Here is a 12,064-nt window from a genome sequence, read left to right as displayed (position 1 = left end):
GCTGCGCGGCGAGCGCAAAGCTGCCCGCCTCCACCGCCGCGACGAACTCTTCGATGCCTTGCAGGCGTTGGCTCATTGGAGACTTTCAAGCACCATTCTTCGGAAAATTATCCACCACCGGATCGTTTTCATCGTCAATAGCATCGAGGTCGATCTTTTCCGATGGAGCCTTTCCGATGCAAGAACCCGATGTGCTGCGCCGCTGGCAGCTTCCCCGACTGGGCCGCGCCCACCTCGAACAGGCCGACGCGCCGATGCCCTCGCCCGGCGCGGGCCAGATCCTCGTGCGCGTGGGCGCGGTGGCGCTCAACTACCGCGACCTGCTCATGGTGCGCGACGGCATGGGCATGGCGCTCGAGCTGCCCTTCACGCCCGGCTCGGACATGGCGGGCACGGTGGTGGCCGTGGGCCCCGGCGTGCGCCGCTTTGCCGTGGGCGACCGCGTGATCAACACCTTCTGGGGCGGCTGGATCGACAGCCACTGGCACGCCGACACCACGCTGCTCGGCGGCCCCGGGCCCGGCATGCTGGCTTCGCATGTGTGCATCGATGCGAACTGGGCCGTGGCCGCGCCCGCCACGCTGAGCCTCGAAGAGGCGAGCACGCTGCCCTGCGCCGGCCTTACGGCGTGGTTCGCGCTGGTGGAGACCGGCGCCCTGCGCGCGGGCGAGACGGTGCTGATCCACGGCACCGGCGGCGTCGCGCTGTTCGGCCTGCAGCTCGCGCGGCTGCACGGCGCGCAGGCCATCGTGGTGACCGGCAGCGCAGACAAGCAGGCCGCGGCACGCGCGCTCGGCGCCACGCATGTGCTCGCGCGCGACAGCGACTGGCCCGCCGAGGTGCGCCGTCTCACGCACGGGCGCGGCGCCGACCACGTGCTCGAACTGTCGAGCGGCCCCGACCTCGACCGCTCGCTGCAGGCCGTGAAGCAGGGCGGGCGCGTGTCGATCATCGGCATGCTCGGCGGCGACACGCTGAGCGCGTCGTTCTACGCGATGGTGCTCGGCCGCGTGACGGTGCAAGGCATCGGCGTCGGCCACCGGCGCGCGCTCGAAGAGCTGGTGCGCGCGGTCGATGCCAATGCGCTGAAGCCGGTGATTGCGGCACGCTACAGCTTCGACGCATTGCCCGCCGCGCTCGACCATCTGGAACGCGGCGCATTCGGCAAGGTCGTCGTCACGATGTGACCCCGCACGCCCGCGCCCCGCCCATGTGCAAATGCTGCAGGGCACAAATCCACAGCAATCGTGAACAGTTGCCGTTCAGCGCGCCCGTTTGCTCGACGCCTCCAATTCCCGTTCCTAGAATGCGGCCCGCGTTCGGCTCCCGCCGTGCGTGCTTTCTCAACTTCAGGATGGAGCGTTATGGAACACAGTACCTACAAAAAGTGGTCTGCAGAATTCATTGGTACTTTCTGGCTCACGCTCGGAGGCTGCGGAAGCGCAGTTCTGGCAGCGGCCTTTCCGGGCGTCGGCATCGGCCTGCTCGGCGTCTCGCTGGCCTTCGGCCTGACGGTGGTCACCGGTGCCTATGCGCTCGGTCCGATCTCGGGCGGCCATTTCAACCCGGCCGTGTCGATCGGCCTTGCAGCCGCAGGCCGCTTCAAGGCCGGGCAGCTGCCGGGCTACATCGTGTCGCAGGTGCTGGGCGCCATCGCGGCGGCCGGCGTGCTGTACCTGATTGCCACCGGCAAGCCGGGTGCGGACATCGGCGGCTTTGCCACCAACGGCTACGGCGAGCACTCGCCCGGCAAGTACAGCATGACGGCCGCGCTGATCAGCGAAGTGGTGATGACCGCCGTGTTCCTGATCGTGATCCTGGGTGCCACCGCCCGGCGCGCGGCGGCCGGCTTCGCAGGCATGGCCATCGGCCTGTGCCTGACGCTGATCCACCTGGTGTCGATCCCCGTGACCAACACCTCGGTGAACCCGGCGCGCAGCACCGGCCCGGCGCTGTTCGGCCCGTCGTATGCGATGTCGGAGCTGTGGCTGTTCTGGGTCGCCCCGATCGTGGGCGCGATCATCGGCGCGGTGATCTACCGCGCACTGCTCAGCAGCAACGACGACTGAGCTTGCAGGTCTTCGGCAGCGGGATCGAGATCAGCTTCCGCTGCCCGACTTCACCATCGGCAGTGAGGTCGATTGCCCGATGGGCTCCGTGCCCGTCGGGTGCGACGCCGCATAGGCGCCCGCCTGGATGTCGGACACCGGGGTCATCCCGCTGATCGCCGGCGCCGACGTCGACTGGCCAATGGGCTCCGTGCCGCTCGGACGCGCCGCCGCCATCGCGCCGGCCTGCACCTCCGGGTTCTCCGGCGAATTCATCTGCAGCGGATGGAAGTCCGAACCGTCGGTGGTTTCGGCTGACGCATTGACCGTGCCCAGCGCCGCGAACGCGGCGAAGGAAGCAACGGCCAGAAACTGGAATGGCTGGAACGAAGTGCGCATGGTGTGTTCTCCTGAGGGCAGGTTGTCTCCGGTCCGGTGCCGTCGCGCGGACCGCGCGCAGCAGGACCTGCAGCCACTCTAGGCAGCCTGACTGAGGCCAGCGTGAGCGAAGAATGAGCGGGGCATGAGCACCGCTGCCCTGTCTACATCGGCAGCAGCACCCGCGCCCTCAGCCCCGGCCCGTCGTCGCGGTTGCGCAGTTCGATGCGCAGGCCATGCCGCTCGGCCGCCATGCGCGCGATCGCCAGGCCCAGTCCGCTGCCGCCCGCCGCTGCGCCCGGCACGCGAAAGAAGCGGTCGAACACGCGCTCCAGTTCGGCCGGCGGAATGCCCGGCCCGTTGTCGAGCACATCGACCACCGCCTGCCCGTTCTCGACCCGGTGCAGCCGCACATCGACCACGCCACCTTCGGGCGCGTAGCGCAGCGCGTTGTCGATCAGGTTGTCGAACACGCTGCGCAGCTCGGACGCGGGCGCGGTGACCACAGCGCTGGTGAGTCCTTCGAAGCCCACGTCGATGCGCCGCGCATCGGCCAGCACCATGCGCTGGCCCAGGCTGTCGCGCAGCAGCGCCTCGATGTCGACCCGCTCGCCCGGTGCATCCGACGGCGGTGCGTCCTGCCGCGACAGCTGCAGCAGCTGCTCGATCAGGTGCTGCGCGCGCGTCACGCCGGCCTCGAGCTGGTTGAAGCGGTCGGTGGCTTCGCCGGCCGGCACGTGCGCGCGCAGGTTCTCGATCTGCAGGCCGATGGCCGCCATCGGCGTGCGCAGCTCGTGCGCCGCGTCCTGCACGAAGCGGCGCTGCGTGGCGAAGGCGCTGCGCACGCGCGACAGCAGGTGGTTGAAGGCGCCCACCAGCGGCGTGATCTCGTCGGGCACGCGCGCCAGCGACAGCTCGGTCGGGCGGCGCTCGTCCTGCGAGGCCACGTCGCGCGCCACGCCACGCAGCGAGCGCGAGGCGGCCGACACGATGAGCCACAGCACCAGCAGCGCCGCCGGCAGCAGCAGCGCGATCGGCAGGCCTTCGAGCAAGGCGCGGCGCAGTGCGCGGCGATGCCGGTAGTCCTCGTTCTGCAGCACCTGCACGCGCGGCGCGTCGGCGTGCGGCGCGGGCTCGGCCGTGAATACGCGCCAGCGCGAATGCGCGGGCCCCTCGGCGCGCACGTCGCGGAAGCCGCTGCCGGGTTGCAGCGGCACCGACAGCGCGGGCCACGAACTCGCGCGCAAGGTGGCGCCGTCGGCGCTCCAGAGTTGCACGACGAAGGCGCCGCGCGAGAACGCCGCTTCGCCGTCCATCGCGCGCGGGGTCTTGGGCGGATCGTTGCCCGCGTACGACTCGGCCACCAGCCGCATCTGGTCGTCGAGTGCGTTGTGAACCAGATTGCCGTAGGCCAGAAAAGAGAACCACGCCGTGAGCACCGCCGCCACCACATGCAGCGTGACGAGCCACAGCAGCAGCTGGGTGCGCAGCGAACGCGGGCGCCACCAGCGGCGGGCCGCACCGGTCATGCAGCGACTCGCCAACCGAGCCCGCGCACGTTGCGGATCGCGTCGGCACCGAGCTTGCGGCGCATGCCGTGGATCAGCACGTCGATGGCGTTGCTGGTCACTTCATCGCCCCAGCCGTAGATGCGGTTCTCGAGCTGCTCGCGCGAGAGGATGGCGCCGGGCCGCTCCAGCAGCGCGTGCAGCAGTGCGAACTCGCGCGCGGTGAGCGCCTCGCGCACGCCGTTGACCGCCACCTCGCGCGTCGTGAGGTCCAGCTGCAGCGCGGCGGTGCCGATCCGCGAATGCGCGGCGCCGTCGCGGCGGCGCACCACGGCGCGCATGCGCGCGAGCAGCTCGCGGAACTCGAAGGGCTTGAGCAGGTAGTCGTCGGCGCCGAGGTCCAGGCTGTGGATGCGGTCGTCGAGGCCGTCGCGCGCGGTGAGCACCAGCACGGGCGTGGCGTCGCCGCGTTCGCGTGCGCGGCGCAGCACCTCGGTGCCGTCCTGGCGCGGCAGGCCCAGGTCGAGCAGCACGCAGGTGTAGCCGCCGTCGCCGAGCGCGCTTTGCGCCAGCTCGCCGTCGCGCACCCAGTCGGCCGACCAGCCCGCGCCCTCGAGCGCCTGCTTCAGGCTGCGCCCGATCATTTCGTCGTCTTCCACCAGCAGCACGCGCATTGCGGCGACTCCTTCGCGCGCAAGGTAGCACGCGACCAGGATGATCGGTAGTGGCCTTGCGCCGCGGCGCAGCGTAGGCGCGAAGACTTAGGCGGGGCTTAGGCGCCGTGCAGGCGCCAGGGTCACAGGACGCGGACCGCGTGCCGCTCGGCTTCGTCGTCTGCGGCAAAGGCCAGCAGGCGCAGCGCCTCTTCCTCCACACCGCGCCGGTCGGCCGCGGACCAGCGCGTGAAGGGTTCCAGCACCACCGTGGCCGCCTGTGTCGTGCGTTCGATCTTCCAGGTGCCCGCCACGAAGCCGTCGAGCAGCACCGTGCCGCGCACGATGCCGTTGACGGTGAACACGCGGGCGCGGTGCGCCTCGTCCAGCACGCGGCTGCGGTCGGCATGCGAAAGCAGCAGGTTGTCCCATTCGGCGACCAGGCGCGGCGGCGCGGGCGTGTCGGGGTCGGGGCGCGGCGCGCGCGGCAGGTCGAAGAGCTCCTGGCCCTGCTCGCCGGTGAACACGCGCAGCTGCGGCCTCAACCGTTCAGCCACGGCCTTCCAGCCCGTGAGGCCCGACCACGCGCCGGCATCGGCCAGCGTCGCGGGGCCGAAGGCGGCGAGGTAGCGCAGCAGCAGATCGTCTTGCGTGGCTTCTGCGATCTCGGCGATGGATTCACCGAGCCATGTGCCGAGCGGCTGCAGCAGCGCGTTCTGGTGCGAGTTCCAGCTGCCCGCGGGCGGCAGGTGGACCAGCGGCACGTTGTTGCGGATGAGCGCGGCGAGCGAGGCCGGTGCGTGGTCTTTCCAACGACCGGCGAGCGCCTGGCCGAGGGCCGTGCCGGTGAGCGGCCCGCCGTCGAGCAACGCACGGCCCGCCTTCACCACGGCCGCACGGTCGACGCCTTCGAGGGCCCGCGCATGCAGGCCCGACAGGCCGCGCTGGTGCACGGGTTCGAGCAACGGCCGCCAGGCCCACGCGTCCGGGGCGGTCATCAAGTGAAGGGTGGCGCGCAGCGTCGACATGCGCACGATGCGGCGGTTCTTCAGCGCGTCGGTCAGCTGCTCGCGGCGAAAGCCTTCGAGCCGGCTCCACAGGCCGATGTAGGGCGGGTTGGGGGCCTGCGCCTGCAGCCCGGCCAGCTTCTCGATGGCCTGCACGACGGTCGCCTTGCGCCGTGCCAGCAGCATCTGCCGCGCCAGCGTGGCCCGGTTCAATGCGCGACGGCTCAGCACCGCGGCCATGAGCGAATTCTTAGAACTTCTCGTGCGGCGCCAGGTAGCGCCACTGCCCCACCGGCAGGTTGCCGAGCATCACCTTGCCGATGCGCACGCGCTTCAGGCCCAGCACCTTGAGGCCGACCAGCTCGCACATGCGGCGGATCTGGCGCTTCTTGCCTTCGGTGAGCACGAAGCGCAGCTGCTCGGGGTTCTGCCACTCGACGCGCGCCGGCTTCAGCGCCTGGCCGTCCAGGCTCAGGCCGTGCCGCAGCCGCGCCAGCATGGCGGGCGGAAACACCGCCTGCACGTTGGTGGTGACCGGGTCGTCGTCGTCCAGGCGCACCAGCTGGCCGGTGGGCGCGGGCTGGTCCAGGCCGTGGTAGGCCACGCGCACGAGGTATTCCTTGTCCATCACCGAGTCTTCGCCGATGAGCTGGCGCGCAATGCGGCCGTCTTGCGTCATCACGAGCAGGCCGGTGGAGTCGATGTCGAGCCGCCCGCACGGCGCCAGGCCGCGCAGCTGCTGCGGGCCGAAGAAGAAGCGCGCGTTGTCTTCCACCCAGCGGTTCTGCGGCGTGAAGAGCGTGACCGCCGGCTCGTGGCCGTCTTCGGCCTGCCCGCTCACGTAGCCGATGGGCTTGTTGATGAGGATCGTGACCTGGTTCGCCTGCTGGCCCTTGGCGGCCTTGTCGACCTCGATGCGGTCGTTGGGCGTGACCTTCACGCCCATCTCGGCGGGCTTGCCGTTGACCCGCACCCAGCCCTGCGCGATCCAGTCGTCGGCCTCGCGGCGCGAGCACAGGCCGAGTTCGGCCATGCGTTTGTTGAGGCGGACGGGGGCGGGGGCGTTGTCGGTCATGGGAGCAATGGTTGCGGCTGGCGAGATGGCGGTGCACAGCCCGCGGGACGGGGCGTCCCGTGACATTTTCGCCGATGGCGGGCGCCGTGCCACGCGCGGGGCCGATGTGTCGCAATGCGTGGCGATAATGCGCGCCAATCGGCACGCCGCCGGCATCCTTACTGCATGACCCATCTCCTGATCCTCAGTGTGAGCGCCGGCAACGGCCATGTGCGCGCCGCCCAGGCGCTCGAAGCCACCCTCGCCCAGTCGTTTGCGCCGCACACCGCGGTGCATGTCGACGCCATGGCCCATGTGCCGCTGGGCTTTCGCAAGGTGTACACCGACTGGTACCTCCAGCTGGTGAACCGCGCGCCCGAGCTGTGGTCGTACCTGCACCAGCGCACCGACGTCACGCCGCACCACGCGCCCTCGCAGCGGCTGCGCCGCGGCATCGAGCGCCTGAGCACCGGGGCGCTGGTGCGCGAAATTCGCCGCGCCAAGCCCGACGCCGTGATCTGCACCCACTTCCTGCCGGCCGAGCTGCTGATGCGCGAACGCAACCGGGGCCGCATCGAGTGCCCCGTGTGGCTGCAGATCACCGACTACGACCTGCACAACATGTGGCTGGTGCCGGGCATGACGGGCTACCTCGCGGCCACGGAAGAAGTCGCCTTCCGGCTGCGCGCGCGCGGCATTCCGCCCGAGCGCGTGCATGTCACGGGCATTCCGGTAATGCCGGCTTTTTCCGAGCCCGATGCACCCGAGCTGGCGCACGCGGCCTGCGCCAGCGCGCTGGGGCTGGACCCCGCACGGCCGGTGCTGCTGATGGCTTCGGGTGGTGCCGGCGTGGGTGATCTGCCGAGCATGGTCGAGCGTGTGCTGGCGCTCGGCGGCGACACGCCCTTCCAGGTGATCGCCGTGGCCGGCCGTAACGCGGATGCCCACGCGCGGCTCGAAGCGCTGTCGCAGCGCCATCCGGGCCACGTGGTGGCCGTCGGCTTCACGAACGAGATGCACAAGATGATGGCCGCGGCCGACCTGGTCGTGACCAAACCCGGCGGCCTCACGGTGTCGGAGTGCCTGGCGCTGGGCAAGCCGATGCTGCTGATCTCGCCGATTCCGGGGCAGGAAGAACACAACGCCGGCTTCCTCATGGAAGAAAGCGCCGCCTGGCTGGCCTACGACGCCATCGGCCTCGATTACAAGGTCGCGCGCCTCATGGCCGACCCCGCCAAGCTCGCGGCCATGGCCTCACGCAGCCGCGCCCTGGGCAAGCCGCAGGCCGCGCGCGCGGTGCTGCAGCGCGTGCTGGGCCTCGGCGAATGAGCGGCGGCGCCGTGGAGCCCCGGCCGGGCATCGGCCGCACGCTGGTCTACCTCGCGTGGGTCGTGACGATGGCGTTCTTCTTCGCCAACGCCGAGATCCAGATCGAGGGCGGCGCCGGCTGGGCCACGTCGCTGCCCACGTGGCGCATCGAGAACAACATCTGGCTCGACCTGTTCTGGGGCGGCCGCGCAATGACCGGTTATCACGCCTGGGTGTTCACCTTCATGATGCTGGTGTTCGTCTCGCCGCTGGCCTTCCAGGGGCGCTGGACGTGGCGCGATTGGGGGCTGGCGCTCGCGGGGTTGATCGTGTTCTGGGTCTGCGAAGACTTCCTGTGGTTCCTCATCAACCCGGCCTTCGGCTTCGAGAACTTCAACCCCGTGAAGGCCTTCTGGCACAAGCACTGGCTATGGGGTGCGCCGATCGACTATTGGGGCGGGCTTGCGATCGCGGCGCTCATCCTGACGGTGCGCCACTGGCGTCCGCGCGCGCGATGACAACGACAAAAACAAAGACCGCCGACCTGCGCCCCGGCCACTGGGCCGATCCGCTCGATGCCCTGCAGGTCGAGAACCTGCACCGCATCACGCCCACGCTGTACCGCAGCGCGCAGCCGCGCCGCGCGAACGTCGCGGCGCTGCAGTCGCTGGGCATCCGCACCGTCGTGAGCCTGCGCTCCTTCAACGACGACAGGAAGGTGTTTGCCGGCAGCGGCATCCGGCTGGTGCGCGTGCCGATCAACACCTGGTCGATCGACGATGCCAAGGTGCTGCGCGCGCTGGTCGCCATTCGCGAGGCCGAGAAGCAGGGGCCGGTGCTCATCCATTGCATGCACGGCGCCGACCGCACGGGCGTGGTGGCGGCGGTCTACCGCATGGCCGTGCAGGACTGGGACAAGGACAGCGCGCGCCAGGAGATGCTGCGCGGCGGCTATGGGTACCACACGATGTGGCGCAACATTCCGCGTTACATCGAGCGGCTCGACCCGCTGAAGATGCGTCACGCGCTGGCCCATGCCCCGGTGATTCCCGTGGTGTCCTGAAGGCGCCAGCAGGCGCGCGCACCCGCTCCTATACTGGCCGCCCCGTGGCCGATGGCCATCTCCGAACGACCTTTCACAGGGGCTTCTCCATGGCACTCCAGCTGCGCTCTCTCGTCCGTTCCAACGGCGAACTCGAACTCTCCCTGCACGACGACCCGATGCCCGAACCGCAGGCCCACGAGGTGGTGATCCGCGTCGAGGCCTCGCCGATGAACCCGTCGGACCTGGGCCTGCTCTTCGGCGCCGCCGACATGAGCACCGCGGTGGCCTCCGGCACGGCCGATCGCCCTGTCGTCACCGCCATGGTGCCCGAGCGCGCACGCGCCTCGATGGCGGCACGGCTCGACCAGTCGATGCCCGTGGGTAACGAAGGTGCGGGCGTGGTGGTCAAGGCCGGTTCGTCGCCGACCGCGCAGGCATTGCTCGGCAAGACAGTGGCGGCCATCGGTGGTGCGATGTATTCGCAGTACCGCTGCCTCGCCGCTGCGCAGTGCCTGGAGCTGCCTGCGGATGCCACTCCTGCCGATGGCGCCTCGTGTTTCGTCAACCCGCTCACCTCGCTGAGCATGGTCGAGACCATGCGGATGGAAGGCCACAAGGCGCTGGTGCACACGGCGGCCGCGTCCAACCTCGGCCAGATGCTCAACAAGATCTGCCAGAAGGACGGCATCGACCTCGTCAACATCGTGCGCAAGCCCGAGCAGGAAGCGCTGCTGCGCAGCATCGGCGCGAAGTACGTCTGCAACGCGAGCTCGCCGGACTTCCTCGATCAGCTGACCGACGCCTTGGTCGCCACCGGCGCCACGCTGGCCTTCGACGCCACGGGCGGCGGCAAGCTCGCCGGCCAGATCCTCGGCTGCATGGAAGCGGCGATCAACCGCACCGCCAAGGAATACAGCCGCTACGGCTCGATGACGCACAAGCAGGTCTACATCTACGGCGGCCTGGACCGCAGCCCGACCGAGTTCGTGCGCAACTTCGGCATGGCCTGGGGCATGGGCGGCTGGCTGCTGTTCCCGTTCCTGCAGAAGCTGGGCGATGAAGGCACGCAGCGGCTGCGTTCGCGCGTGGTGGCTGAATTGAAGACGACGTTTGCGAGTCACTACACGCGGGAGGTGTCTCTGGTCGAGGCGCTGCAGCTGGATGCGATCGGGGTGTATGGGAAGCAGGCGACGGGGGAGAAGTTTCTGCTGAATCCGAACAAGGGATTGGCTGGCTGATCTCCTTGGAGAGCGCCCGGCAAGCGGTGCGGCGCGGTCGGCCCCACTGTGCCGGCCGCTTCGCGGCTCCCCTGCGGTGCTCGCGTTTCGCGGGGTCTCGCAGAACTCGCCTTCGGCTCAAACAGCTGCGAGCCCTGATCCGCGAAACGCTGCGCTCCTCGGCGGCACAGAGGGGCCGCCCTCACCACACCGCCTGCCGGGCTTTGTGGGTGAATGAACGCCCCTCCCCTCGTCTTTCTTTTTCCTTCTAGACGACGAGTCGGTACCCCACCGCCGTCTCCGTCAACAGATGCTTCGGCTGCGCCGGATCGGCCTCCAGCTTCTGCCGCAGATGCCCCATGTAGATGCGCAGGTAGTGGCTCTGGTCCGTGTGCGACGGGCCCCACACCTCGCGCAGCAGTTGCCGCTGCGTCAGCACGCGGCCGGCGTTGGCCACCAGCACGGAGAGCAGGCGGTACTCGGTCGGCGTCAGGTGCACCTCGGCGCCGGCGCGGCGCACGATGCGCGCGGCGCGGTCCAGTTCGATGTCGCCGAAGCGGAACACAGCCTCTGCGGCCGGTTCATCGCCGTTGCCGCTCGCGGCGCGCGGGCGGCGCAGGTTGGCGCGCACGCGGGCCAGCAGTTCGCCGGTGCCGAAGGGCTTGGTCAGGTAGTCGTCGGCGCCGGCGTCGAGCGCAGCGATCTTGTCGGCTTCGTCGGTGCGGGCCGAGAGCACGATGATCGGCACCTGCGACCAGCCGCGCACATCGCGGATCAGCGACACGCCGTCGCCGTCGGGCAGGCCCAAATCAAGCACCAGCAAATCAGGCTGTCGCGTGCCGGCGGCCGCAAGGCCGTCGCGCAAGGTGCCGGCTTCGTGCACCTGCCAGCCTTCGGCCTCGAGCGCGCCGCGCACGAAGCGGCGGATCTGCGGCTCGTCTTCGATCACGATGGCGGTGGGGGATGGCATGGCGGGTTTCAGAGCTGGGCTTCAGCGGGTTCGGGGGGCTCGCGGCGCGGCAAGGTGACGGTGAATTCTGCACCGCCGTCGCGCGCATTCGCTGCGCTGATCTCGCCGCCGTGCGCGCTCACCACGGCGCGGCAGATGGCCAGGCCGAGGCCGACGCCGGGCGTGGCGGATTCGGCCTCGCCGCGCGTGAACTTGTCGAACAGCGTCTGCTCGCGGCCGTGCAGCGCGGCGGGCAGGCCGGGGCCGTGGTCGCGCACGGTGAGCACCAGCGTGCCGGCCTCCGCGCGCGCGCCCACCTCGATGGGCGCAGCGCCGTACTTGGCGGCGTTTTCCAGCAGGTTGACGAGCACGCGCTCGATGAGCACGGCGTCGAACTCGACCAGCGGCAGCTCGGGGTCCCACGCCGTCTGCACAACCATGCCGCGCAGCGCGGGGCGTGCGGCGCGGATGGCGGCGCCCACCACCTCTTCGACCGACTGCCAGTCGCGCCGCAGGTTGACCGTGCCGCCGGCTACGCCGCTTTCGAGGCGCGCCATGTCGAGCAGGTTGCTGACCAGCGCATGCAGCGCATGGGCTTGCGTGACGATGGCGCGCGCGGCCTCGGTGTGTTCTTCGGGCGGCAGGGTCTGCAGCGATTCGGCCAGCGCGATGAGCGCGGTGAGCGGCGTGCGCACGTCGTGCGAGATGGCGCCGAGCAGCGCGTTGCGCAGGCGCTCCGATTCCATCTCGACCACGGCGCGCTGCGCGACTTCGACGTAGTGCACGCGCTCCAGTGCGATGGCGATCTGGCGCGCGAGCGTGTCCAGCTGCTGCGCCTGCTCGGGAATCAGCAGCCAGCGCGGGCGGGCCGGGCACAGCGCGAGCACGCCGCGCACG

Annotated in this window: 13 protein-coding genes; 6 read left to right on the top strand and 7 right to left on the bottom strand. The window is 70.1% G+C overall.

Features of this window, described 5'->3' with window-relative positions:
- Window positions 1-176: 176 nt before the first annotated feature.
- Both AAG801_RS34920 and aqpZ read left to right on the top strand, forming a co-directional pair.
- Window positions 177-1,187, top strand: a complete 1,011-nt coding sequence (locus tag AAG801_RS34920; protein WP_341892541.1) for an NAD(P)-dependent alcohol dehydrogenase — start codon at window positions 177-179, stop codon at window positions 1,185-1,187.
- A 177-nt stretch (window positions 1,188-1,364) separates the two neighbouring features.
- A complete protein-coding gene (aqpZ, locus tag AAG801_RS34915) occupies window positions 1,365-2,069 on the top strand; it encodes an aquaporin Z (RefSeq protein ID WP_153281715.1) in 705 nt (234 codons plus the stop codon).
- 30 nt (window positions 2,070-2,099) lie between these two features.
- Here aqpZ and AAG801_RS34910 read toward each other — a convergent pair whose 3' ends face one another.
- From AAG801_RS34910 to AAG801_RS34890, 5 genes are all read right to left on the bottom strand, one after another.
- A complete protein-coding gene (locus AAG801_RS34910) occupies window positions 2,100-2,447 on the bottom strand; it encodes a hypothetical protein (RefSeq protein ID WP_192193978.1) in 348 nt (115 codons plus the stop codon).
- Between the two features lie 143 nt (window positions 2,448-2,590).
- Window positions 2,591-3,955: an ATP-binding protein gene (locus tag AAG801_RS34905; protein WP_341892540.1), complete on the bottom strand. Its 1,365-nt coding sequence runs from the start codon at window positions 3,953-3,955 to the stop codon at window positions 2,591-2,593.
- Window positions 3,952-4,608, bottom strand: coding sequence for a response regulator transcription factor (locus AAG801_RS34900; protein ID WP_341892539.1), 657 nt, complete (start codon window positions 4,606-4,608; stop codon window positions 3,952-3,954). The genes AAG801_RS34905 and AAG801_RS34900 overlap by 4 nt, the downstream gene beginning before the upstream one ends.
- Before the next feature lie 122 nt (window positions 4,609-4,730).
- Complete coding sequence (locus tag AAG801_RS34895; protein ID WP_341892538.1) at window positions 4,731-5,834, bottom strand: winged helix DNA-binding domain-containing protein; 1,104 nt, start codon at window positions 5,832-5,834, stop codon at window positions 4,731-4,733.
- 10 nt (window positions 5,835-5,844) lie between these two features.
- Window positions 5,845-6,669 carry a pseudouridine synthase gene (locus tag AAG801_RS34890; protein WP_341892537.1) on the bottom strand — a complete coding sequence of 275 codons (825 nt, stop codon included), beginning with the start codon at window positions 6,667-6,669 and terminating at the stop codon, window positions 5,845-5,847.
- A gap of 165 nt (window positions 6,670-6,834) precedes the next feature.
- Between AAG801_RS34890 and AAG801_RS34885 the strand changes: the two genes are divergently transcribed.
- The 4 genes from AAG801_RS34885 (at window position 6,835) to AAG801_RS34870 (ending at window position 10,239) form a co-directional block, all read left to right on the top strand.
- On the top strand, window positions 6,835-7,977 hold the full coding sequence (locus AAG801_RS34885; protein ID WP_341892536.1) for a glycosyltransferase: 1,143 nt from the start codon (window positions 6,835-6,837) through the stop codon (window positions 7,975-7,977).
- A complete protein-coding gene (locus tag AAG801_RS34880; RefSeq protein ID WP_341892535.1) occupies window positions 7,974-8,474 on the top strand; it encodes a hypothetical protein in 501 nt (166 codons plus the stop codon). Before AAG801_RS34885 ends, AAG801_RS34880 begins: the two co-directional genes overlap by 4 nt.
- The gene (locus AAG801_RS34875; protein WP_341892534.1) at window positions 8,471-9,019 is read left to right on the top strand and encodes a dual specificity protein phosphatase family protein; all 549 of its coding nucleotides are present in this window, start codon (window positions 8,471-8,473) and stop codon (window positions 9,017-9,019) included. Before AAG801_RS34880 ends, AAG801_RS34875 begins: the two co-directional genes overlap by 4 nt.
- 89 nt (window positions 9,020-9,108) lie before the next feature.
- Entirely contained in the window at window positions 9,109-10,239 is a 1,131-nt protein-coding gene (locus AAG801_RS34870) for a zinc-binding dehydrogenase (protein WP_341892533.1), read from the top strand.
- A 247-nt stretch (window positions 10,240-10,486) separates the two neighbouring features.
- Here the strand turns inward: AAG801_RS34870 and kdpE are convergent, their stop codons facing one another.
- Window positions 10,487-11,188: a two-component system response regulator KdpE gene (gene kdpE, locus AAG801_RS34865; RefSeq protein WP_341892532.1), complete on the bottom strand. Its 702-nt coding sequence runs from the start codon at window positions 11,186-11,188 to the stop codon at window positions 10,487-10,489.
- 8 nt (window positions 11,189-11,196) lie between these two features.
- Window positions 11,197-12,064 (bottom strand): ATP-binding protein (locus AAG801_RS34860; protein ID WP_341892531.1); only part of this gene is annotated, 868 nt, incomplete at its 5' end.

The organism is Variovorax sp. YR752, assembly GCF_943372545.1.
Note: the sequence above shows the minus strand (reverse complement) of the source record. Positions and strands in the feature narration are given on the sequence as shown.

Excerpts from the sequence above, each read along its gene's own strand:
- AAG801_RS34920 (WP_341892541.1), top strand. The coding sequence starts at position 177 with ATGCAAGAACCCGATGTGCTGCGCCGCTGGCAGCTTCCCCGACTGGGC.
- aqpZ (WP_153281715.1), top strand. The coding sequence starts at position 1,365 with ATGGAACACAGTACCTACAAAAAGTGGTCTGCAGAATTCATTGGTACT.
- AAG801_RS34910 (WP_192193978.1), bottom strand. The coding sequence starts at position 2,447 with ATGCGCACTTCGTTCCAGCCATTCCAGTTTCTGGCCGTTGCTTCCTTC.
- AAG801_RS34905 (WP_341892540.1), bottom strand. The coding sequence starts at position 3,955 with ATGACCGGTGCGGCCCGCCGCTGGTGGCGCCCGCGTTCGCTGCGCACC.
- AAG801_RS34900 (WP_341892539.1), bottom strand. The coding sequence starts at position 4,608 with ATGCGCGTGCTGCTGGTGGAAGACGACGAAATGATCGGGCGCAGCCTG.
- AAG801_RS34895 (WP_341892538.1), bottom strand. The coding sequence starts at position 5,834 with ATGGCCGCGGTGCTGAGCCGTCGCGCATTGAACCGGGCCACGCTGGCG.
- AAG801_RS34890 (WP_341892537.1), bottom strand. The coding sequence starts at position 6,669 with ATGACCGACAACGCCCCCGCCCCCGTCCGCCTCAACAAACGCATGGCC.
- AAG801_RS34885 (WP_341892536.1), top strand. The coding sequence starts at position 6,835 with ATGACCCATCTCCTGATCCTCAGTGTGAGCGCCGGCAACGGCCATGTG.
- AAG801_RS34880 (WP_341892535.1), top strand. The coding sequence starts at position 7,974 with ATGAGCGGCGGCGCCGTGGAGCCCCGGCCGGGCATCGGCCGCACGCTG.
- AAG801_RS34875 (WP_341892534.1), top strand. The coding sequence starts at position 8,471 with ATGACAACGACAAAAACAAAGACCGCCGACCTGCGCCCCGGCCACTGG.
- AAG801_RS34870 (WP_341892533.1), top strand. The coding sequence starts at position 9,109 with ATGGCACTCCAGCTGCGCTCTCTCGTCCGTTCCAACGGCGAACTCGAA.
- kdpE (WP_341892532.1), bottom strand. The coding sequence starts at position 11,188 with ATGCCATCCCCCACCGCCATCGTGATCGAAGACGAGCCGCAGATCCGC.